The following is a 20,965-nucleotide window of genomic DNA, read 5'->3' as shown; positions in this document are numbered from 1 at the left end:
GTCAATACGTCGGGATCGGCTCCCCCACGACGGCCCGCACATAGGCCGACCCGGAACCTCCCAGCGCCTCGAAGACGACGTCGCCGCCGGTCTTCCCGCCCACCAGGTCCAGCAGGTACAGGCCGTCGGCGTCGCAGAACATGTCCATCGACTGCGCCACCTCCCCGGTGACGGTCACCCGCACCGCCGTGTCCCCGGCGCAGACCGTACGCAGGCTGTAGCGCCCCGCCGGCAGGTCGAAGCGCTGCTGCCGGGAGCGCCCGGCGGTCAGCGCGAAGTCGGCCGTCCGCCGGCCCGAGCCGTCCGGCAGCAGCGACCGCAGCCGGTCCGCCCATGCCTCCCGGGGCACCTTCGGGGTGTGCGCGATGATCCGCCAGGCGACCACCGCGGAGTCGGCGTCCTCCAGCATCGTGGTCACCGTGGCCAGGCCGAAGCCGGCCGGGACGATCAGGCTGCGCTGCTGCCAGCCGACGTCGGTGGCGCAGGGCAGGGTCTGGTCCGGCAGGTCGGCGCTCGACTGCCCGAGCAGGGCCAGACGCAGCGTCCCGCCGGGTGCGACGCAGGTCAGGCGCAGCTCGTACGCCCCGGCGGGCAGGTCGGCCGAGCGCTGCTCCGGCTCGCGCTGAGCCGCGACGACCACCGGGTCGAGCACCGCGACCACCTCGGCGGTCTCCTGGCCCTGGTCGAGCAGCGCCGGCAGCGTCTGCAGCGCGTCGCGCATCTGGGGCGTCATCGGCGGCTCGGCCGGCACGGGGACGTCCGCCCGGCGCGGCGGCAGCGGGCCCGGGGCGGCGCGGTGCCACCAGAGGCCCCCGGCCGCCAGCAGGGCCGCCGTCAGCAGGACATAGGCGGCGGTCGGTACGCGACGGGGGTCCATGTGCGGCGAGATTACCGACGACGCGCCACACTGGCCAGATGTCACCGCTGCGGCTGCTGCGCGCCTGCCATCCGCTGCCCGCCCTCGCCGTCACCGCCGTGAGCGGGCTGCTGGCGCTCGGGATGGGCCACTCGCTGCGCGGGGCCGCCCTGGTCGCGGGCACGGTCGGGCTGAGCCAGCTCGCCGTGGGCTGGGCCAACGACGCCATCGACGCCGGGCGGGACCTGGCCGTGGGGCGGGCCGACAAGCCGCTGGCGGCGGAGCCCGGCGGGCGCCGTACCGTCGCGATCGCGGCCGTGCTGGCCACGGCCGCGACCGTCGCCGCCGCCCTGGCCTGGGGTTGGCCCGCGTCGGGCTGGTTCCTGCTCGCCCTGGTCTCGGCCCAGCTGTACAACTGGCCGCTCAAGGGCACCCCGGCCTCGATCGTGCCGTACCTGGTCTCGTTCGCGGCCCTGATCGCCTTCATCGGGGCGGCCCGGCCCGGATCGCCGCCCGCGCCCGGCTGGCTGCTGCTGGCGGCGGCGCTGCTCACCGGCGCCGCGCACCTGCTCAACGCGGTGCCCGACCTGGCCGACGACGCGGCCACGGGGGTGCGCGGCCTGCCGCAGCGCCTCGGCGCGCGGCGCAGTCTGCTGCTGGCGACCGTGCTGCTGATCGCCGCGATGGCCGTCCTGATCGCCGGAGCCCGGCCGCCGCTGTGGGCCGCGCTGGTGGTGTCGGTCACGGCCGTCGCGATGATTCCCCTCGGCCGGTACGCCGACCCGCGCACCGCCTTCCGCGCGCTGCTCGGCCTCGCCCTGGTGGACGTGCTGGTGCTGGTCGTCGCGGGGGTGCTGTGAACAGCGGCGGGTCGGGTCCGGCCCGCCCGGCGGCGGAGATTACGCTGGCGCCCGTGACGCGCTCGATCACCATGCTCTTCGCAGGCGGGGCCACCGCCGCCGCCCTGGCTCTGACCGGCTGCAGCGCCGGCATGCAGTCGCAGACCGCCGACCAGGTCGCGGCCGTGCCCGGTGCGGCCGGCGGCTCCATCGAGACCTCGCCCGGTGCCGGCAACATCGTGGTGCGCGACGCCATGGTCGCCTACCCCGGTCTGCAGGGCTACAAGGCCGGGGCGGACGCGCCGCTGCAGCTGCGCATCTTCAACAACACCAAGGAACCGGTCACCATCACCGGCGTCGAGTCGGCGGCAGCCGCCTCGGTCGAGCTGACCTCGGCCGGTGCGGTCAAGGCCACGCCGAGCACCGAGGCCTCGCCGTCGGCGGCCGCTTCGGCGTCGGCGTCGGCCTCCGCCAAGCCCTCGGCTTCCGCCTCGGTGGCGGCCTCCGCCTCGCCGAGCCCCAGCCCGAGCCCGGCCGCTCCGGCCGCGGCCGAGAAGATCACCATCGCGCCGTCCGGCTACGTCGACCTGCTGCCCACCAGCAAGCAGTTCTACGTCCTCAAGGGCCTGAAGGCCGCGCTGGCCAACGGGGCGTCGGTGCCGCTGACGATCAAGCTGTCCAACGGGCAGTCCATCGTCCTGCCGGCCGTTCCGGTCGCCACGCCGTTGGAGGCCATGCCGCGCAGCCCGATCGCCCTGCCCGAGGGCGAGGGCGAGGTCGTGACCCCCGGCGAAGGCCACTGATACCAGCACCTGTCGCAGCCACCCGGTAGGTTCATCCGCGTGACTGCGCGCAGCACGACGACGAAGACGGCCAAGCCCGCACGCCCCGGGTACGAATGCGACGCGTGCGGGCATCAGCCGCCCAAATGGGTCGGCCGCTGCCCCGATTGCGGCGAGTGGGGCTCCGTCGTGGAGTCGTCCGTCGGTCCGGCGCTGGGCGCCATGCGCACCGTCGCCCCCCGCTCCCCCGGTGAGCCCGCCCGCCCCATCGCCACCATCAGCGCCGAACCGGCCCGCGCCGTCGCCACCGGCGTCGGCGAGCTCGACCGCGTCCTCGGCGGCGGCCTGGTCCCCGGCGCGGTGGTGCTGCTGGCCGGCGAGCCCGGCGTGGGCAAGTCGACGCTGCTGCTCGACGTGGCCCAGCAGTGGGCCGCCGGCGCGGGCAGCAACTCCCTGATCGTCAGCGGCGAGGAGTCCGTCTCCCAGGTCCGCCTGCGCGCCGAGCGCATGAACACGCTGCACGAGCGGCTCTACCTGGCCGCCGAGACCGACCTCGGCGCGGTGCTCGGGCACCTGGACGCGGTCAAGCCCGGCCTGCTGGTGCTCGACTCGGTGCAGACCATCGCCATGCCCGGCAGCGACGGCGTGCCCGGCGGCGTCACCCAGGTGCGCGCGGTCACCGCCGCGGTCATCGCGGTGGCCAAGGAGCGCAACATCGCCACCGTGCTGGTGGGGCACGTCACCAAGGACGGCAACGTGGCGGGCCCGCGGGTGCTGGAGCACCTGGTCGACGTGGTGCTGCACTTCGAGGGCGACAAGCACTCGTCGCTGCGGCTGGTGCGCGGCCTGAAGAACCGGTTCGGCGCGGCCGACGAGGTCGGCTGCTTCGAGATGACCGAGACCGGCATCTCCTCCCTGCCCGACCCGTCCGGCCTGTTCCTCACCCGGTATGCCGAACCCGTCCCCGGCACCTGCGTCACCGTCGCCATGGAGGGCCGCCGCGCGCTGGTCACCGAGGTGCAGGCGCTGATCGGGGCGACCATGGCCGGTTCACCCCGGCGCACCGTGTCCGGCCTCGACTCGGCCCGGCTGGCCATGGTGCTGGCGGTGCTGGAGCGGCGGACCGAGCGGATGTCACTGCACGACAAGGAGGTCTTCGCGGCCACGGTCGGCGGCATCCGGGTGATCGAGCCCGCGGCCGATCTGGCGGTGGCGCTGGCGGTGGCCTCAGCCGGGCTGAACCTGGCGCTGGCGCCCCGGCTGGTCGCGATCGGCGAGGTGGGGCTGACCGGCGAGGTGCGGCGCATCGGCGCGGTCCCCCGGCGGCTGGCCGAGGCGGCCCGGCTCGGCTTCAAGTTCGCGTTGGTGCCGCCCGGCTGCGGCCCCGCCTCCACCGGCGTGGCGGCGCCCGGCATCCGCGTCGAAGAGGTGTCCGATCTGCGTACGGCACTGCACTGGGCTGCCCGGATGTCCGCTGAGTGACCGTCGCACCACGGGGCGCCAAGCGTCGCCGCAGGACCCCACTAGACTGTGCCCGTGCCGATCGATCGCGACAACACCTGGAACACCGCCGCTGTCGGCGGTGATCCATTGCGCGCCACCCTGGCACGGGTCGCCCCCGGCACGCCGCTTCGCGACAGCCTGGAGCGCATCCTGCGGGGCCGCACCGGAGCTCTCATCGTCCTCGGATACGACAAGGTCGTGGAGACCGTGTGCACCGGCGGGTTCCCACTCGACGTGGAGTTCTCCGCGACACGCCTGCGTGAGCTGTGCAAGATGGACGGGGCGGTCGTGCTGTCGGCCGACGGCGCCCGCATCCTGCGCGCCGCCGTGCACCTGATGCCGGACGCGTCCATCCCGACCGAGGAGTCGGGCACCCGCCACCGCACCGCCGAGCGGGTCTCCAAGCAGACCGGATACCCGGTCATCTCGGTCAGCCAGTCGATGCACATCATCGGCGTCTACGTCGCCGGGCAGCGGCACGCGCTGGACGACTCCGGGCAGATCCTGTCCCGGGCCAACCAGGCGCTCGCCACGCTGGAGCGGTACAAGCTGCGCCTGGACGAGGTCAGCGGCACCCTGTCCGCGCTGGAGATCGAGGACCTCGTCACGGTACGGGACGCGCTGGCCGTGGTGCAGCGGCTGGAGATGGTCCGCCGCATCTCCGACGAGATCGCCGGGTACGTCGTCGAGCTCGGCACCGACGGCCGCCTGCTGTCGCTGCAGCTCGACGAGATGATGGCCGGCGTCGACGCCGACCGCACCCTGGTCATCCGCGACTACCTGCCGCAGGCGCGCCGGGCCCGCACCGTCGACGAGGCCCTGGTCGAGCTGGACATGCTGTCGGCCAGCGAGCTGATCGACCTGGTGTCGGTGGCCAAGTCGATGGGCTACCCGGCCACCACCGAGGCGCTGGACGCGGCCGTCAGCCCGCGCGGGTTCCGGCTGCTGGCCCGGGTGCCGCGGCTGCCCGGCGCGATCGTGGACCGGCTGGTCGACCACTTCGGGAGCCTGCAGCGGCTGCTGGGCGCGACCGTCGAGGACCTGCAGGCCGTCGACGGCGTCGGCGACGCCCGCGCCCGCGGCGTACGCGAGGGCCTGTCCCGGCTCGCCGAGACCTCGATCCTGGAGCGCTACGTCTAGCGCGGCGCTGCATGGAACGACTCACCCCGCGCTGGTGATCACCGCCTGACGGCGCCCGAGCGGACTCTCGCACCGGGATGCGCGCTGGGAGCTGACCACAGATGGCGATCTTCGCGTCCCGTGCTCGTGGATGATCGCCGACTTGGGGCAGAAGCTGGGCTCAGGCCCCGGCGCCGCGCACCGAACTGACCACAGGTGGCGATCATCGCCATGCTCACCACCCATGATCGTCAGCTGTGGTCAGAACACGGCCCCACAGGCGAGGTTCTGACCGCGAACGACGATCAACGGGCCTGCGGCCAAGATCGTGCCCCAAGACGGCGATCACCGATCGCGCGAGCCGCGAGCCGTGGCCGCGCAAGCCGCGAGCCGAGCCGGGGCCGCGCAAGCCGCGAGCCGAGCCGGGGCCGCAAGCCGCGAGCGGGGCTGGGAGCCGTGGGCCGTGGGCCGTGGGTGGCAAGCCGCGAGCGGGGCTGGGGGCCGTGGGTGGCAAGCCGCGAGCAGGGCTGGGAGCCGTGGGCCGTGGGTGGCAAGCCGCGAGCGGGGCTGGGGGCCGTGGGCGCCGTGGGCCGTGGGCTGGGGCCGGGGTGTCAGGTGAGTTTGATGGTCACCGCGTGGCTGATCGCGGTGCCGACCCGGCCGAACAGCTGGTAGTCGCCGGCGTCGGGGATCGGGCCGTCGGGGGTGCGCTTCATAGTCTTGGCGCAGGCCGTGCTGGCGTGCCCGTTCCAGATCACCGTGTACGCCCGCTCGTGGTTGGGCGGGAACTGCCGCACCTCGTGCCCGCGCGGGCCGCCGCAGTCGTCGGAGGACCAGACCTTGGTCGTCCCGTCGAGCAGGCGCAGCTCCTGGAGGTCGGCGCCGACGTCGCGCAGGCAGGTGCGCCTGCCGACGTTCTTGATGAGCAGCGTGATGTACAGCTCCGTGCCGCGCTTGAGCGAGGTCTGCGCGGCCTTCGCCGTCACCTTGATCTCGTGGTCGCCGCACTGCTCCGGGTCGGTCACGGGCGACGGCGACGGGCTGGGCGACAGGTCCGACGCGGGCACGATGGTGTCGTCGGAAGGGCTGGGCGACGGCTCGGGGCTGGGCGGCTCGGCCAGGCTGGGCTCGGGCGAGGCGGTCGCGGCGGTGTTGGTCCGCGCCCCGTCGCTGCCGGTGCCGCGCGCCACCAGGGAGATCATGAGGACGGCGAGGAGCACCGCGCCGAGCACTATCGCTCGGCGACGCCAGTAGACGGCGGCGGGTAGTGGACCCACTATCAGTCTCATGATGTGCTCACGCTAGCGCCCTCGATCACGACACGCCCTGTGCGACACGCCTGACCGCGTCACAGATAGGTTTTGCGCTGGTAGATCGCGTGCGCGCCGCTTACTTTGTCCAAAAACAGCAGTCCGTTGCAGTGGTCGATCTCGTGCTGCAGCGCCCGCGCCTCGAACGCGTCCGTGGTGATGGTGACCTTGCGCCCGGTGCCGGGCAGCTCGCCCGCGACCACGATCCGCCCGGCCCGTTTCACGTCGCCGGTGAGGTCGGGGACGGACATGCAGCCCTCACGGCCCGGCCGCCACCGGCTGGCCTCCACGATCACGGCGTTGGCCAGCACGAACACGCCGTGGGTGGTGACCGTCTTCGGGTGGGTGGTGACGTCCAGGGCGAACAGCTGGGCGCTCACGCCGACCTGCGGCGCGGCCAGGCCGACGCAGCCGGGCGAGACCCGCATGGTGGCGACCAGGTCGGCCGCGAGCGCCACGATCTCGGGCGAGGTCGGGTCGACCTGCGGACCCGGGCGGCTGAGCACCGGGGCGGGCGCGGTGACGACCGGCAGCACCCGGCCCTCGCCCAGCGAGGCGAGGTCCCAGCCCTCGATGGCGGCGCTGACGCGCTCGTCCGGCTCGCTCATAAGACGTCCGCCCCGGCCGGGCGGAGGTTGACCTCGACGCCGAGTTCGTCGGCGACCTGGGCCAGCCGCTCGGTCAGCGGGCCGGGCACGCCGACGGGCAGGTCGACCTCGGCCACGAGCAGGTACAGCGGGCCGACCAGGCGGGTGGACAGGTCGGTGACGTTGCCGCCCGCGTCGGACACCACCCGGGTGACCGCGGCGACGATGCCGAGCCGGTCGGCGCCGTGCACGCTGAGCAGGTACGGCAGGCCGCCGTTGGCGGTGGACTCGTCCGGACCGACGTCGCGTACGGTCACCAGCAGCTGGCCGTCGGCGGACAGGTGCCTCAGCGCCGCCTCGACCTGCTCGGCCGGGGCCGGGGCGGTGCAGATCAGCGTCATCGCGAAGTGACCGCGCAGCCGGGTCATGGTCGAGTCGGTGAGGTTCGCCCCCAGCTTCGCCAGCGCCTCGGCGACGTCGGCGACGATCCCGGTCCGGTCCGGTCCGATCACGGTGACGGCGAGCTCCACCGCACTTGAGTTACCCATGCGGGCATTGTGCCCCAGTAGGGTGTGGCTCATGTCCGAAGTCGCCGCGCTGACCACTGCTTGGTATGACGCGAACGCGCGGGACCTGCCCTGGCGCGCCCCCGGCATCGGCGCCTGGCCCATCCTGATCAGCGAGGTCATGCTCCAGCAGACCCCGGTGGTGCGGGTGCTCCCGGTGTGGCACGAGTGGGTCGCGCGCTGGCCGACCCCGGCCGACCTGGCCGCGGACGAGGTCGGGGAGGCGATCCGCGCCTGGGGCCGGTTGGGCTACCCGCGCCGGGCGATGCGCCTGCACGCCTGCGCCGCCGCGCTGGTGCAGCGCCACGGCGGCGCGGTCCCGCGGCGGCTGGACCAGATGCTCGCCCTGCCCGGCGTGGGCGACTACACGGCGCGCGCGGTGCTGGCGTTCGCGTACGGGCAGCGGCATCCGGTGGTGGACACGAACGTGCGCCGGGTGGCGGCGCGGGCGGTGACCGGCCGGCCCGACGCCGGGGCGGCCACCACCCCGGCCGACCTGGCTCTGGTGGAGACGCTGCTGCCGCCCGAGGCTCCGGCGGCCGCGCGGGCGAGCGCCGCGCTGATGGAGCTGGGGGCGGTGCTGTGCACTGCCCGTAGCCCCCGCTGCGGCGACTGCCCGCTGGGCGGCGTCTGCGCCTGGCGGCGGACGGGCCTGGCGCTGCCGGAGGGCCCGTCGCGCAAGCCGCAGCGGTACGCCGGGACCGACCGCCAGGTGCGCGGGCTGCTGCTGGCGGTGCTGCGCGGCAGCGACGGCGCGGTGCCCAGGCAGGACCTCGACGCGGTATGGCCCCACGACGAGCAGCGCGAACGCGCCCTCACCAGCCTGCTCGCCGACGGCCTGGTGGTCCGGCAGCGCGAGCGCTACGCCCTGCCCGCCGGTACCGCCGATATCTGACCGTAAGCTGCCGCTATCCCGCCACCGGCAGGGGTTGAATCTCGGCGCCCGCTGGATAGAGTCCGGGCGTGGCATCCACCCCCGCTCGCCGCGTCCTTGCCGTGCTCCCGTTACTGGCTATGCTCGCGCTGAACGCCTGCGACAGAGCCGACCCGCCGACCTTCGCCGGTCCGGCCTCGCCCAGCGCGAGCCCCTCGGATACGGTCCCGCCCAGCGCTTCGGCGGTGCCCTCGCCGAGCGCCTCGCCGAAGCCGGCCGGCAGCCCGAAGACGCCGAAGACGCTGGACTGGTACCTGTCGCAGGTGCCGGACTTCGCCGACGCGCCCGCGCCGAAGCGGGTCCATGTCACCGAGAGCAGTTCGTCGGTGTTCTGGTTCCGGGTGCCGACCGACCAGAAGGTCGCCTTCATCACGATCGACGACGGGGCGCTGTCGCGGCCGCCGATGGTGCCGGAGTTCATCCGGCGGGCGAAGATCCCGGTGACGCTGTTCCTGAACTCGCCCGCGGCGGCGAAGTACACCGGGTACTTCAAGGCGATCGAGGACGCGGGCGGGGTGGTGGAGAACCACACGATCACGCACAACTCGCTCAAGGGCAAGTCCTACGACTACCAGAAGCACGAGATCTGCGGGGCCGCCGACAAGCTGGAGGCCCTGTTCGGCAAGCGGCCGACGCTGTTCCGGCCGCCGTACGGCAACCGCGACGCGACCACGCTGCGGGCCGCGCACGACTGCGGCATGCACGCCTCGTTCTACTGGACGCAGACCGTCGACAAGGGCATCGTGCGCTACCAGACCGCGCAGAAGGTGGTGAAGCCCGGCGACGTGCTGCTGATGCACTTCCGCCCGGCGCTGATGGACGACCTGCTGGCCGCGCTGAAGGCGATCTACCGGTCCGGGCTGACCCCGGCGCTGCTGGAGGACTACGTCGACTTCGACGCCCGGTGACGGGCACGAAGAAGGGGGCACCGCGCTCGCGGTGCCCCCTTCTTCGTTGTGACTACGTCACGCGGCCGCGGCGGGCTCGGCCGGAGCCTCCGGCGCCGCTTCGGCGGGGACGGCGCGCTGCGAGGCGGTGAAGGTGATCTTCGCCGTCTCGATCTGCTCCGGGTCGCCCTCGCAGTCGACCAGCACGTGCTGGCCCGGCTTGAGCTCCTGGAACAGGATGCGCTCGCTGAGCGTGTCCTCCAGCTCGCGCTGGATGGTCCGGCGCAGCGGCCGGGCGCCCAGGACCGGGTCGAAGCCCTTCTTCGCCAGGTAGCGCTTGGCGTTGTCGGTCAGCTCCAGGCCCATGTCCTTGTTGCGCAGCTGGGTCTCGATCCGCTTGATCATGATGTCGACGATCGAGAGGATCTCCACCTCGGTGAGCTGGTGGAAGACGATGGTGTCGTCGATGCGGTTCAGGAACTCCGGGCGGAAGTGCTGCTTCAGCTCGTCGTTGACCTTGACCTTCATCCGCTCGTAGTTCGACTCGGCGTCCTCGGACTTCTGGAAGCCCAGCGACACGGCCTTGGCCACGTCGCGGGTGCCCAGGTTGGTGGTCAGGATGATCACCGTGTTCTTGAAGTCCACGATGCGGCCCTGGCCGTCGGTCAGGCGACCGTCCTCCAGGATCTGCAGCAGCGTGTTGAACACGTCCGGGTGCGCCTTCTCGATCTCGTCGAAGAGCACCACGGAGAACGGCCGACGGCGCACCTTCTCGGTGAGCTGGCCGCCCTCGTCGTAACCGACGTACCCGGGCGGGGCGCCGACGAGGCGCGACACCGTGTAGCGGTCGTGGAACTCGGACATGTCGAGCTGGATGAGCGCGTCCTCGCTGCCGAACAGGAACTCCGCCAGCGCCTTGGACAGCTCGGTCTTACCGATACCCGAGGGGCCGGCGAAGATGAACGAGCCCGAGGGGCGCTTGGGGTCCTTCAAGCCGGCCCGCGTACGGCGGATCGCCTTGGAGACGGCCTTGACCGCGTCGATCTGGCCGACGACCCGCTTGTGCAGCTCGTCCTCCATGCGCAGCAGGCGGGAGGTCTCCTCCTCGGTCAGCTTGTACACCGGGATGCCGGTCCAGTTGGCCAGGACCTCGGCGATCTGCTCGTCGTCGACCTCGCTGACGACGTCCAGGTCACCGGCCTTCCACTGCTTCTCCCGCTCGCCCTTCTGGCCCAGGAGCTGCTTCTCCTTGTCACGCAGCTGCGCGGCGCGCTCGAAGTCCTGCGCGTCGATCGCGGACTCCTTGTCGCGGCGCACCTGGGCGATCTTCTCGTCGAAGTCGCGCAGGTCCGGCGGCGCGGTCATCCGGCGGATGCGCATCCGGGCACCGGCCTCGTCGATCAGGTCGATCGCCTTGTCCGGCAGGAAGCGGTCGGAGATGTACCGATCGGCCAGGTTCGCCGCCGCGACCAGGGCCGCGTCGGTGATGGTGACCCGGTGGTGCGCCTCGTAGCGGTCGCGCAGGCCCTTGAGCATCTCGATGGTGTGCGCCACCGAGGGCTCGCCGACCTGGATCGGCTGGAAGCGCCGCTCCAGCGCCGCGTCCTTCTCCAGGTGCTTGCGGTACTCGTCGAGCGTGGTCGCGCCGATGGTCTGCAGCTCGCCGCGGGCCAGCATCGGCTTGAGGATGCTGGCGGCGTCGATCGCGCCCTCGGCGGCGCCCGCGCCGACCAGGGTGTGGATCTCGTCGATGAAGAGGATGATGTCGCCGCGGGTGCGGATCTCCTTGAGCACCTTCTTCAGGCGCTCCTCGAAGTCACCGCGGTAGCGCGAACCGGCCACCAGGGCGCCCAGGTCGAGGGTGTAGAGCTGCTTGTCCTTCAGCGTCTCCGGCACCTCGCCCTTGACGATCTTCTGGGCCAGGCCCTCGACGACCGTCGTCTTGCCCACGCCGGGCTCGCCGATCAGCACCGGGTTGTTCTTGGTGCGACGGGACAGCACCTGCATGACCCGCTCGATCTCCTTCTCCCGGCCGATCACGGGGTCGAGCTTGCCCTCCCGCGCCGACTGGGTCAGGTTGCGACCGAACTGGTCCAGCACCAGGCTGGTGGACGGGGCCGCCTCGCCGGTGGCGGTGCCGGCGGCCGCCGGCTCCTTGCCGCCCTGGTAGCCCGAGAGCAGCTGGATCACCTGCTGGCGCACGCGGTTGAGGTCGGCGCCGAGCTTCACCAGCACCTGGGCCGCGACACCCTCGCCCTCACGGATGAGGCCGAGCAGGATGTGCTCGGTGCCGATGTAGTTGTGGCCGAGCTGCAGCGCCTCACGCAGCGACAGCTCCAGCACCTTCTTGGCCCGCGGCGTGAACGGGATGTGCCCGCTCGGCGCCTGCTGGCCCTGGCCGATGATCTCTTCTACCTGCTGGCGCACACCTTCGAGCGAGATGCCGAGACTCTCCAGCGCCTTCGCCGCGACGCCCTCACCCTCGTGGATGAGGCCGAGCAGGATGTGCTCCGTGCCGATGTAGTTGTGGTTGAGCATCCGGGCCTCTTCTTGGGCCAGGACGACCACCCGACGCGCCCGGTCGGTGAACCGCTCGAACATTCCCGCTCCTCACCTACGCCTCAGTTCCTCGACCTCCACCTGGAGGTGCGGGGCGGCGAAGCTGTTTCACTCACTCTAACGCCAGACCCCGACGGTGTCGGCCCACCGAAAACGCTCGCCAGGTCACCGTTGGGTAACCGTAACGTCGCTCACCGTCGGTCGAAATTCGGATATTCGCGGGCAAACTGCCCGCTATATCGCCGTTGGGGAAGACATCTGAGCCAACCATGCCTGTCCCCGGGCTGTTCCGCATCCACGGGCGCTACGCGCACAGCGAAATATCCGGATCGGTGCCGGGCCCCGCGGTCGGCGGCGCCGGGGGCGGACAGCACAAAGCGGTACAACACGAAAGGTCGTCAAAACCTTCCGTGCTGCACCGCTCTGGGAGTTGCGGACGGCGCGCGGCCCCGGCCCGGGCCCGCACCGGGTGAGATCAGCGCAGTCCCGCCGCGAAGTACTTCTCGATCAGCTTCGCCGGGACGCGGCCCCGGTCGTTGACCTCTTCGCCCTGACCCTTGGCCCACTCACGCACGCGCTGGTTGAAAGCCCGCTGCTCAGCGGCGGTCGGTGCCTTCGCCTTCGCCGCCACCGCCGGACCCCGGCGGCTCGACTCCTTGCGCGCGGCGGCCACGAACGGCGCCAGCGCCAGCGCCAGCTTGTCGTGGTTCGCCGGGCCCAGGTCGATCTCGTAGCTGTTTCCCTCGAACCCGAACTTCACGCTGCGGACGTCGCCCTCGGAACCATCGAGGTCGTCTGCCAGCACCACAATCTCGCGCCTGGCCATGCCTGACTTCCTTTCTTCGCCGCCTCTGGCCTCCCCGTCAGTCGAGGCGCCGAATTCAACTACGGGAACGCGGACAGGATAGCTTGGCCATCGCGTTCCGATCAATTCTGCGTCGCCATTATTGCGCGTCCCACGAAATGCGTTCCACGCCATCCTAGGGCACGCACCGCGCAAAATCGGAGGTCCGCGCCCCTGACAAGGGGAAATAGAATGCCCTGTCAATTGGGAACGCACCTGCGCGGCATGGCCGTAACGCCGGGACGCATGTGACACCGGCCCACCGCCGACCGGATTCCGGGCCGCCGCACGGACCACTGGCACGCCTCGGATCGCCCCCGGCAATGGTGCCGTGACGGCGGGTGAGCAAGGCGGCGCGCGGTACCGGCACGCGGTCGGCGACCAGACCAGGCCGATCCGCCGACGGTCGGCAAAGGCGCGAGCCGCTGTCATTCGTCGGGCGTCGGCAATGACCGCCGAGGCGTCGGCACCGCCGCGTACCGGGCCGTTCGCGGGTGGACGGAGTCGGCACCGGCGGCGCGTTTGGGGCGGCCTCTGAGTGGTGCCGCGCGGGCGCCACCGGCCTGCGGGCTTCCCGCCGCGATTGAGACACTGGATTCGCGCTACCGGGGGCAGTCGCCCAATCGCTGTGCGCTGCGATCCGCCGACGCCTATCGCCCCACCGCCGGCACCGGCGCATCACCATGCGAGACGATACAGTGTGCCACCAAGATCGCTTGAAATCGGGGGTACGACATGACGGGACTCGAACATCATCGCCTTTCGTTCGGCGCCGCCGCGCGGACCTATGCCGCCGCCCGCCCCACCTATCCGGCCGCCGCGCTGGACTGGGCGCTGGGCCGCGCGCCGCTGCGCGTGGTGGACCTGGGCGCCGGCACCGGCCTGCTCACCCGGGTCGCCCTCGCGGCCGGGCACGACGTGGTGGCGGTGGAGCCCGACCCGGGGATGCGGGCCGAGCTGACCCGGACCACCCCGGGTGTCGAGTGCCTGGCCGGGTCGGCCGAGGCGATCCCGCTGCCCGACGGCGGCGCCGACGCCGTGGTGGTCGGCACGGCCTTCCACTGGTTCGACCCCGCCGCGGCGTACCCGGAGCTGGCGCGGGTGCTGCGGCCCGGCGGCGTGCTGGCGCCCCTGTGGAACAACCGCGACCTGGGGCTGGACTGGACCCGCCGCCTCGACGCGATCGTCCGGTCGGCGCGGCAGCACCGGGCGGGCCTGGACTCGCTGCGGCCCAGCCCGCTGTTCGAGCAGGCGGAGACGGCCGAGTTCGCGCACAGCGTCACCCAGACGCCGCAGGGCCTGCTCGACCTGGTCCGGTCCCGGTCGTGGTACCTGACCGCCGCACCGCCGGAGCAGCAGCGGCTCCTGGACGAGGTGCGCACGCTCTGCGCCACCCATCCGGACCTGGCCGGGCGGGACAGCTTCGAGCTGCCGTACACGACGGTGGCCTACCGCCTGCGGCGCGCGGCCTAGACGTTGCGCTCGTAGACCATGCGCAGGCCGATGAGGGTGATCATCGGCTCGTGATGGGTGATGGTGCGGCACTCGCCGATCACCACGGGCGCCAGCCCGCCGGTGCCGATCACCGCCGTCACCCCGCCCAGCTCGTCGATCATGCGGTTGACCACGCCGTCGACCTGACCGGCGAAGCCGAACACCACGCCCGACTGCAGGCACTCGACCGTGTTCTTGCCGATCACCCGGGCCGGTTTGACCAGCTCGACCTTGCGCAGCTGCGCGGCGCGGGCGGCCAGCGCCTCCACCGAGATCTCGATGCCGGGGGCCAGCACGCCGCCGAGGAACTCGCCCCGGGCGCTGATCGCGTCGAAGTTGGTGGAGGTGCCGAAGTCGACCACGATCGCCGGGCCGCCGTAGAGGGTGTGCGCGGCCAGCGTATTGACCACGCGGTCGGCGCCGACCTCCTTGGGGTTGTCGATGGCCAGTTGGACGCCGGTCTTGACGCCCGGCTCGACCACCACCGCGGGCACGCCCGGGTAGTAGCGGCTGAGCATGGTGCGCAGCGAGCGCAGTGCCGCCGGGACGGTCGAGCAGGCGGCCACGCCCGTGATCTCGACGTTGTCCCCGGCGAGCAGGCCCCGGAACATCAGGCCCAGCTCGTCGGCGGTGTTGCGGGCATCGGTCTTGACCCGCCACGAGTGCACGATCTTCTCGCCCTCGAAGGTGGCGAGCACCGTATTGGTGTTACCGATGTCGATGCAGAGCAGCACGTGCCGTCACTTCCGCGGTCGGAGGTCCAAGGCGATGTCCACGATAGGGGACGAGTGGGTGAGCGCCCCCACCGACAGGTAGTCGACGCCGGTGGCGGCGTACTCGGCGGCGACGGCCAGGGTGAGGCCGCCGGTCGCCTCCAGCTCGGCCCGGTCGCCGACGGCGGCCACCACCTCGCGCAGCAGCTCCGGGGACATGTTGTCGCACAGCAGGAACGTGGCGCCCGCGGCGACCGCCTCGCGCGCCTCGGCCAGGGTGGTCACCTCGACCTGCACCAGCACGTCCGGGAACGTGGCGCGGACCAGCTCGTACGCGGCGGTGATGGAGCCCGCGGCGAGCTTGTGGTTGTCCTTGATCATGGCGACGTCGTAGAGGCCCATGCGCTTGTTGGTGCCGCCCGCCGCGCGGACGGCGTACTTCTCCAGCGGGCGCAGCCCCGGGGTGGTCTTGCGGGTGTCCAGCACCAGCGCCTTGGTCCCGGCCAGCTGCTCGACCCAGCGGCGGGTGTGGGTGGCCGTGCCCGACATCCGGCACAGCAGGTTCAGCGCGGTGCGCTCGGCCGACAGCAGCGTGCGGGTGGGGCCGGTGACCGTGGCGAGCACGTCGCCCCGGGCCACGGTGTCGCCGTCGGCGGCGTGCACGGTCACTTCGGCGCCCGGCCCGGCCAGCTCGAACACCAGCTCCGCCACGGCCAGCCCGGCCACCACGCCGGCCTCGCGGGCGATCAGTTCGCCGGTGTCGACCTGGCCGGCCGGGATCGTCGCCACACTGGTGACGTCCAGGCCGTCCGGGCCCAGGTCCTCGCGCAGCGCGTTCTCGACGATGCGCCGTACCTCGTCGGGGTCCAGGCCCGCCTTGTCCAGGCGGGCCCGCGTCGACTCCTTCACGCCATCTCCTCCCACTTCGCCGTGAGCCCGCCCGCGGCGTCCGGCTGCGGGAACAGGTGCCCGCGCCAGGCCGCGTCGGCCTCCGGATGATCCTCGCGCCAGTGGCAGCCGCGCGTCTCGGCGCGCAGCGACGCCGAGGCGACCAGCGCCGACGCCACGGTCAGCAGGTTCGCGAACTCCCACCCGGCGGTGCGGCCGGCCAGCGGCGGCGCGCCGACCTCGGTCAGCACCGCGGCCGTCCCGGCCAGGGTCTCGGCGCTGCGCAGCACGCCCGCGCCGCGGGTCATCGCCCGCTGCAGCCGGGCCCGGCGCGCCGCGGTGTCCGTGCCGACCGCCTCGGCGGTGTCGGCGACGGCGTCTGCCGCGGCCAGGCCGCCGATCGTGGCGACCTGGTCCAGCTCGACCGGGCCCTGCGGGGGCAGCTCGCGGGCGATGTCCACCGCGATGCGGCGGGCGAAGACCAGGCCCTCCAGCAGCGAGTTCGAGGCCAGGCGGTTGGCGCCGTGCACGCCGGTGCAGGCGACCTCGCCGCAGGCGTACAGGCCGGGGATGCTGGTCCGGCCGGACAGGTCGGTGCGCACGCCGCCGGAGGCGAAGTGGGCCGCCGGGGCCACCGGGATCAGGTCGTGCACCGGGTCCACCCCGGCCGCCAGGCAGTACGCGGTGATGGTCGGGAAGCGGTGGGTCACGTCGTGCACGTGCCGGGCGTCGAGGTAGACGTGGTCGGTGCCCGACGCCAGCAGCTGCCGGTGGATGCCCTTGGCGACCACGTCGCGCGGCGCCAGCTCGGCCAGCTCGTGCTGCCCGACCATGAACCGCTTGCCGTCCCCGTCGACCAGGTACGCCCCCTCGCCCCGCAGCGCCTCGCTGACCAGCGGCTGCTGCGCGCTGCGGTTGCCAGGAAGGAACAGCGAGGTCGGGTGGAACTGGACGAACTCCAGGTCGGTCACGGCCGCGCCGGCGCGCAGCGCCAGGGCCACGCCGTCGCCCGTACTCACGACGGGGTTGGTGGTGGAGGCGAAGACCTGGCCCATGCCGCCGGTGGCCAGCACCACCGCGCGGGCCAGCACCGCGCCGACGCCGTCCTCGGTGCCCTCGCCGAGCACGTGCAGGGTGACCCCGCAGGCGCGGCCGTCGGCGTCGCGCAGCAGGTCCAGCACCAGTGCGTGCTCGACCAGGCGGATCCAGGGGTCGCGGCGCACCGCGGCGTGCAGGGCGCGCTGGACCTCGGCGCCGGTGGCGTCGCCGCCCGCGTGGATGATCCGGTTGGCGTGGTGGCCGCCCTCGCGGGTGAGCATCAGCGAGCCGTCGGGGTGGCGGTCGAACTCGGCACCCATCTTGATCAGCTCGCGCACCCGGGCCGGACCCTCGGTGACCAGCACGTCGACGGCCTCGGGGTCGCACAGGCCGACCCCGGCGACGAGGGTGTCCTCGGCGTGGGCGGCCGGGGTGTCCAGCGGGTCGAGCACGGCGGCGATGCCGCCCTGGGCCCAGCGGGTCGACCCGTCATCGATGTTGACCTTGGTGACCACCGTGACGTGCAGGCCCGCCTCGCGCAGGTGCAGCGCGGCGGTCAGGCCGGCGATACCGGACCCGATCACCACCACGTCGGTGGGCTCGGCCCACGACGCCGCCCGCGCGGGCAGCGCCCGGGGCAGCACCGGAAGTCCGACCGGAACGTCAAAAGCCTCGCGCACACGCACAGTCAACCGCGCCGCGGCCCCCCATTCACCCCCAACCGGGCGTGACGCCCGACACTCGGCGCTGAACAGGGCGAAAAAGAAGATCGCCGCCCTGGCCAGCTGGCCGGAGCGGCGATCTCCGCAGTCAGGAGGTTACGCGTAGTTGATGGGGAGACCGCTGTTGCCGGTGCCCTTCAGGGAGCGGGTGACCTTCTTCTTCGACAGCCAGATGTGGCAGCGCACGCCGTGGTCGCCGGCGAGCCAGTCGGCCTCCGACGGCCAGTCCCACACCACACCGGTGCGGTACTTCATGTTGCCGTCGGCGGGGACCTTCACGTACCGGGCGATCACCTTGCGGCACTCGCCGGCGATCTTGTCGCCGGACGAGTTCAGCTTCGTGTAGGCGAGGCTGCCCGCGTTCCAGATGCCCGCGAACTCGGTGTTGTGCGACTTCTTGCAGTCGATCGCGACCAGGCTGCTGCCGTACTGGTAGCAGCCGTACTTCAGCGGGGAGGCCTTGGTGAACTCGCCCTTGAGCGAGCTGGTGCGCGAGGCCGGGTCGCCGTACGGGCGCTCCAGGGCCGACAGCACGCAGACGTACCAGCGCGAGCCGCCGGTCCAGCTGACCGTGGCGGGCAGCGAGAGGCCGATCGACAGCTGGCCGCCGCGCCAGTCGGCGCCGACGAACGTGGTCGCCTTCTTGTCGCAGTCGCTCCAGGCGGCGCGCATCGCCGCCGAACCGGCCTGCGGAGCCTCGGCGGCCTCGGCGACGGCACCCGTGAACTGGCTGATCGACACGATCTCGTAGTTGTGGCTGCGGTCACAGTCCACCGGCTCGTACATGCTGCGGGACATGTAGTCGTGCAGCACGCTGAGGCACTTGTCCGCGTCGGGCTTCCAGCCCACCGGCGCGACCATGGCGGGCCACTGGTCGGTCAGGTTCCCGTCGATGTGCTTCGGCAGCTCCGGCGTACAGGCCGTGGCGGCGAGCAGTGTCACCGCACCGAGCATCAGTCCGGCGACTACCCGGCTCATCCCACGTCGCATGGGATGCCCTCCCCCGATCTAGGCCAACGTGAATGGCGAGCATAGTTCATACGCGCCACCCATCGCGTCCCGCCTGCGGTCGGGTCTGATCAAGACCTCAGGACGGGATGCCCTTGCCCTTGGTGTCCTTGGCCGAACCGGTCATCTTCTTCTGCTCCAGCCACAGGTAGCAGCGCACGCCCCGGTCGCCGCCGGCCCAGGTCGCCCGGCTGTACGGCCAGGAGATGACGCCGTAGCGGGTGGTCGCGCTCTGGGTGATGCCCACGTACGTCGCGATCACCTTGCGGCAGTTGTCGTGGAAGTAGTCCCAGTCCTTGTCGGCGGCCGGGTAGGCACGGGAGCGGGTGGCGGCGAAGGACCCGACGTACTCGGCGTTGTGCGACTTGGCGCAGTCGGCCGCCTCCATCTTGTCGACGCCGCTGGTGCCGGTCTCGACGAAGCACCCCAGCAGCACGTCGCCCGCCAGGTCGCCGCGCAGCGAGCTCTTGCGCTCGACCCAGTCGGCGTCGCCGGTGACCGTGGTCAGCTCGTTCAGCTCGCAGCGGTACCAGCGGGCGCCGCCCTGCCAGGCCGCCGCCGAGGGCAGGGTGAGGTCGAGGGTGAGGCGGCCGTCGCGCCACTGCCGGCCCACGTACGCGGTGGCGCGCTCGTCGCACTCGGCGTAGGCGGCGGCCACGGCGGCCGTGTTCGGCTCCGGCGGGGCGGCCAGCTCGGTCGCCGCCCCGGTCAGGGTGCCGACGTACACCGTCTCGCCGAAGTGGGGCTGGGTGCAGTCGACCGGCTGGTAGGCCGTGGCGCGGCCGGTCTGCTCGTATGTCTTCGGGTGGCAGACCTCGGCGCCGGGGGTGAACACCTGGGCCTCGGGCAGCGCGGACCAGTCGTCGGTCAGCTTGCCGTCCGTGCCGGCCACCGACGCGGAGCATCCGGCCAGCGCCGGTGCCAGCAGCGCGCACATGGCGGTGCCGGCGGCGATCCACCGCCTCATCGACATCGTCCCCTCCTCCAGGCCGGTCCGCCCGGAGCCTAACGGACCGGCGGGCGCCGCAAAACCGGCCGAGGGGGCTACCGCGCCACCGCCAGTGGGCTGGGCACCGGGTCGCCGGCCATGCCCGCCACCGCCTCGGCGGGGTCGCCGCCCAGCGAGATCACCCGGTTGTCGGCGTCGACGTGGACCACCTTGGGGGTGTAGGCGTGCGAGGTCACTTCATCCATCTGGGCGTACGAGATGAGGATGACCAGATCCCCCGGCTTGACCAGGTGCGCCGCCGCCCCGTTGATGCCGATGACGCCGGTGCCGCGCTCGCCGGGGATCACATAGGTCTCCAGCCGGGCGCCGTTGGTGATGTCGACGATCGCCACCTGCTCGCCGGGGAGCAGGTCGGCGGCGTCCATCAGGTCCTCGTCGATCGTCACCGAGCCCACGTAGTGCAGGTCGGCCTGGGTCACCACGGCGCGGTGGATCTTCGACTTGAACATGGTGCGCAGGAACATCGGTTCAGCTCTCCCGGGGGTTCGGCGCGTCCAGGCGCACCGGCATGTTGTCGATCAGTCGGGTCGTACCCACGCGGGCCGCCACCAGCAGCCGCGCCGGACCCGCAGCCGGCTCCTCGGCCAGGTCCTCGCCGCGCAGCGCCAGGTAGTCCACGTCCAGCCCGGACAGCTCGGCCGCGGCGGCGGCCAGCACCTCGGGGGCGGTGTGCCGGGCGGCTCCGGCGCGCAGCGCCCGCGACAGCGCCAGCGAAGCCTCCCGCTGCGCCTGGTCGAGGTAGCGGTTGCGGCTGGACAGGGCCAGGCCGTCGGGTTCGCGGACCGTCGGCACGCCGACGATCTCCACCCCGAGCTCCAGGTCGCGCACCATGGCCCGGATCAGGGTCAGCTGCTGGTAGTCCTTCTCCCCGAAGAACGCCAGGTCGGCCCCGGTCAGCCGGAGCAGTTTGCACACCACGGTCAGCACGCCCGCGAAGTGGCCGGGCCGCACCGCGCCCTCCAGCACCGAGCCCAGCGGCCCGGGGTGCACGGTCACCTCCGAGGCGCCGTGCGGGTACATGACCTCGGGGGTCGGCGCGAACAGCACGTCCACGCCCTCGGCCGCGCACACCGCGAGGTCCGCCTCGAACGTGCGCGGGTAGCGGGTGAAGTCCTCGTTCGGCCCGAACTGCAGCGGGTTCACGAACACGGTCGCGAGCAGGTGGTCGGCGCTCTTGCGGGCCTCGCGCAGCAGCGTCGCGTGCCCCTCGTGCAGCGCGCCCATGGTCATCACCACGGCCACGGTGCCGGGCAGCGCGGCGCGCGCCGCGGCCAGCTCGGCCCGCGTACCCACGACGTCGGTCACGG

Annotated in this window: 20 protein-coding genes; 7 read left to right on the top strand and 13 right to left on the bottom strand. The window is 72.5% G+C overall.

Annotated features, from left to right (window positions below):
* Position 1: 1 nt before the first annotated feature.
* Complete coding sequence (locus tag QEZ54_RS29550) at positions 2–877, bottom strand: DUF6023 family protein (RefSeq protein WP_281308012.1); 876 nt, start codon at positions 875–877, stop codon at positions 2–4.
* 38 nt (positions 878–915) lie between these two features.
* Between QEZ54_RS29550 and QEZ54_RS29545 the strand changes: the two genes are divergently transcribed.
* From QEZ54_RS29545 to disA, 4 genes are read left to right on the top strand one after another with little or no spacing between them, the layout of a single operon-like run.
* The gene (locus tag QEZ54_RS29545) at positions 916–1,716 is read left to right on the top strand and encodes a UbiA family prenyltransferase (protein WP_281308011.1); all 801 of its coding nucleotides are present in this window, start codon (positions 916–918) and stop codon (positions 1,714–1,716) included.
* A 53-nt stretch (positions 1,717–1,769) separates the two neighbouring features.
* Complete coding sequence (locus QEZ54_RS29540) at positions 1,770–2,498, top strand: hypothetical protein (protein WP_281308010.1); 729 nt, start codon at positions 1,770–1,772, stop codon at positions 2,496–2,498.
* Positions 2,499–2,531: 33 nt separating this feature from the next.
* Positions 2,532–3,959: a DNA repair protein RadA gene (radA, locus tag QEZ54_RS29535; protein ID WP_281308039.1), complete on the top strand. Its 1,428-nt coding sequence runs from the start codon at positions 2,532–2,534 to the stop codon at positions 3,957–3,959.
* A gap of 48 nt (positions 3,960–4,007) precedes the next feature.
* Entirely contained in the window at positions 4,008–5,120 is a 1,113-nt protein-coding gene (gene disA, locus QEZ54_RS29530) for a DNA integrity scanning diadenylate cyclase DisA (RefSeq protein ID WP_217399661.1), read from the top strand.
* 590 nt (positions 5,121–5,710) lie between these two features.
* Here disA and QEZ54_RS29525 read toward each other — a convergent pair.
* The 3 genes from QEZ54_RS29525 to QEZ54_RS29515 are packed head-to-tail and all read right to left on the bottom strand — an operon-like array spanning position 5,711 to position 7,544.
* Positions 5,711–6,388 (bottom strand): hypothetical protein, encoded by a 678-nt coding sequence (locus QEZ54_RS29525; RefSeq protein WP_281308009.1) that lies wholly within the window; start codon positions 6,386–6,388, stop codon positions 5,711–5,713.
* 59 nt (positions 6,389–6,447) lie between these two features.
* The gene (locus QEZ54_RS29520; RefSeq protein ID WP_281308008.1) at positions 6,448–7,017 is read right to left on the bottom strand and encodes a peptide deformylase; all 570 of its coding nucleotides are present in this window, start codon (positions 7,015–7,017) and stop codon (positions 6,448–6,450) included.
* Positions 7,014–7,544, bottom strand: a complete 531-nt coding sequence (locus QEZ54_RS29515; protein ID WP_281308007.1) for an ACT domain-containing protein — start codon at positions 7,542–7,544, stop codon at positions 7,014–7,016. Before QEZ54_RS29515 ends, QEZ54_RS29520 begins: the two co-directional genes overlap by 4 nt.
* A gap of 31 nt (positions 7,545–7,575) precedes the next feature.
* On the opposite strand from QEZ54_RS29515, the gene QEZ54_RS29510 reads away from it, so the two are divergent.
* Entirely contained in the window at positions 7,576–8,457 is an 882-nt protein-coding gene (locus QEZ54_RS29510) for an A/G-specific adenine glycosylase (protein WP_281308006.1), read from the top strand.
* Positions 8,458–8,576: 119 nt separating this feature from the next.
* Positions 8,577–9,404 (top strand): polysaccharide deacetylase family protein, encoded by an 828-nt coding sequence (locus QEZ54_RS29505; RefSeq protein WP_281308005.1) that lies wholly within the window; start codon positions 8,577–8,579, stop codon positions 9,402–9,404.
* Between the two features lie 57 nt (positions 9,405–9,461).
* On the opposite strand, the gene QEZ54_RS29500 is transcribed toward QEZ54_RS29505, so the two are convergent.
* On the bottom strand, positions 9,462–11,984 hold the full coding sequence (locus QEZ54_RS29500) for an ATP-dependent Clp protease ATP-binding subunit (RefSeq protein ID WP_281308004.1): 2,523 nt from the start codon (positions 11,982–11,984) through the stop codon (positions 9,462–9,464).
* 433 nt (positions 11,985–12,417) lie between these two features.
* The gene (locus QEZ54_RS29495; protein ID WP_281308003.1) at positions 12,418–12,768 is read right to left on the bottom strand and encodes an Lsr2 family protein; all 351 of its coding nucleotides are present in this window, start codon (positions 12,766–12,768) and stop codon (positions 12,418–12,420) included.
* Between the two features lie 753 nt (positions 12,769–13,521).
* Between QEZ54_RS29495 and QEZ54_RS29490 the strand changes: the two genes are divergently transcribed.
* Positions 13,522–14,259, top strand: a complete 738-nt coding sequence (locus tag QEZ54_RS29490) for a class I SAM-dependent methyltransferase (protein ID WP_281308002.1) — start codon at positions 13,522–13,524, stop codon at positions 14,257–14,259.
* Here QEZ54_RS29490 and QEZ54_RS29485 read toward each other — a convergent pair.
* The 7 genes from QEZ54_RS29485 to panC form a co-directional block, all read right to left on the bottom strand.
* Positions 14,256–15,014 carry a type III pantothenate kinase gene (locus QEZ54_RS29485; RefSeq protein WP_281308001.1) on the bottom strand — a complete coding sequence of 253 codons (759 nt, stop codon included), beginning with the start codon at positions 15,012–15,014 and terminating at the stop codon, positions 14,256–14,258. The two genes, QEZ54_RS29490 and QEZ54_RS29485, sit on opposite strands and share 4 nt — an antisense overlap.
* Before the next feature lie 6 nt (positions 15,015–15,020).
* Positions 15,021–15,902 carry a carboxylating nicotinate-nucleotide diphosphorylase gene (nadC, locus tag QEZ54_RS29480; RefSeq protein ID WP_281308000.1) on the bottom strand — a complete coding sequence of 294 codons (882 nt, stop codon included), beginning with the start codon at positions 15,900–15,902 and terminating at the stop codon, positions 15,021–15,023.
* A complete protein-coding gene (locus QEZ54_RS29475) occupies positions 15,899–17,599 on the bottom strand; it encodes an L-aspartate oxidase (RefSeq protein WP_281307999.1) in 1,701 nt (566 codons plus the stop codon). Before QEZ54_RS29475 ends, nadC begins: the two co-directional genes overlap by 4 nt.
* A 138-nt stretch (positions 17,600–17,737) precedes the next feature.
* On the bottom strand, positions 17,738–18,631 hold the full coding sequence (locus tag QEZ54_RS29470; RefSeq protein WP_281307998.1) for a septum formation family protein: 894 nt from the start codon (positions 18,629–18,631) through the stop codon (positions 17,738–17,740).
* Positions 18,632–18,728: 97 nt separating this feature from the next.
* On the bottom strand, positions 18,729–19,622 hold the full coding sequence (locus tag QEZ54_RS29465; RefSeq protein WP_281307997.1) for a septum formation family protein: 894 nt from the start codon (positions 19,620–19,622) through the stop codon (positions 18,729–18,731).
* 71 nt (positions 19,623–19,693) lie between these two features.
* Positions 19,694–20,122: an aspartate 1-decarboxylase gene (gene panD, locus QEZ54_RS29460; protein ID WP_281307996.1), complete on the bottom strand. Its 429-nt coding sequence runs from the start codon at positions 20,120–20,122 to the stop codon at positions 19,694–19,696.
* 4 nt (positions 20,123–20,126) lie between these two features.
* Positions 20,127–20,963 (bottom strand): pantoate--beta-alanine ligase, encoded by an 837-nt coding sequence (panC, locus tag QEZ54_RS29455; RefSeq protein ID WP_281307995.1) that lies wholly within the window; start codon positions 20,961–20,963, stop codon positions 20,127–20,129.
* Positions 20,964–20,965 lie beyond the last annotated feature (2 nt).

Source organism: Catellatospora sp. KI3, from assembly GCF_029948125.1.
GTDB lineage: Bacteria > Actinomycetota > Actinomycetes > Mycobacteriales > Micromonosporaceae > Catellatospora.
Note: the sequence above shows the minus strand (reverse complement) of the source record. Positions and strands in the feature narration are given on the sequence as shown.

What these genes read in the sequence shown, in the direction of transcription:
- QEZ54_RS29490 (WP_281308002.1), top strand. Translation starts at nt 13,522, where the DNA reads ATGACGGGACTCGAACATCATCGCCTTTCGTTCGGCGCCGCCGCGCGG.
- QEZ54_RS29545 (WP_281308011.1), top strand. Translation starts at nt 916, where the DNA reads ATGTCACCGCTGCGGCTGCTGCGCGCCTGCCATCCGCTGCCCGCCCTC.
- QEZ54_RS29510 (WP_281308006.1), top strand. Translation starts at nt 7,576, where the DNA reads ATGTCCGAAGTCGCCGCGCTGACCACTGCTTGGTATGACGCGAACGCG.
- QEZ54_RS29525 (WP_281308009.1), bottom strand. Translation starts at nt 6,388, where the DNA reads ATGAGACTGATAGTGGGTCCACTACCCGCCGCCGTCTACTGGCGTCGC.
- QEZ54_RS29505 (WP_281308005.1), top strand. Translation starts at nt 8,577, where the DNA reads ATGCTCGCGCTGAACGCCTGCGACAGAGCCGACCCGCCGACCTTCGCC.
- QEZ54_RS29470 (WP_281307998.1), bottom strand. Translation starts at nt 18,631, where the DNA reads ATGCGACGTGGGATGAGCCGGGTAGTCGCCGGACTGATGCTCGGTGCG.
- QEZ54_RS29515 (WP_281308007.1), bottom strand. Translation starts at nt 7,544, where the DNA reads ATGGGTAACTCAAGTGCGGTGGAGCTCGCCGTCACCGTGATCGGACCG.
- QEZ54_RS29520 (WP_281308008.1), bottom strand. Translation starts at nt 7,017, where the DNA reads ATGAGCGAGCCGGACGAGCGCGTCAGCGCCGCCATCGAGGGCTGGGAC.
- QEZ54_RS29465 (WP_281307997.1), bottom strand. Translation starts at nt 19,622, where the DNA reads ATGTCGATGAGGCGGTGGATCGCCGCCGGCACCGCCATGTGCGCGCTG.
- QEZ54_RS29550 (WP_281308012.1), bottom strand. Translation starts at nt 877, where the DNA reads ATGGACCCCCGTCGCGTACCGACCGCCGCCTATGTCCTGCTGACGGCG.
- QEZ54_RS29500 (WP_281308004.1), bottom strand. Translation starts at nt 11,984, where the DNA reads ATGTTCGAGCGGTTCACCGACCGGGCGCGTCGGGTGGTCGTCCTGGCC.
- QEZ54_RS29495 (WP_281308003.1), bottom strand. Translation starts at nt 12,768, where the DNA reads ATGGCCAGGCGCGAGATTGTGGTGCTGGCAGACGACCTCGATGGTTCC.
- panD (WP_281307996.1), bottom strand. Translation starts at nt 20,122, where the DNA reads ATGTTCCTGCGCACCATGTTCAAGTCGAAGATCCACCGCGCCGTGGTG.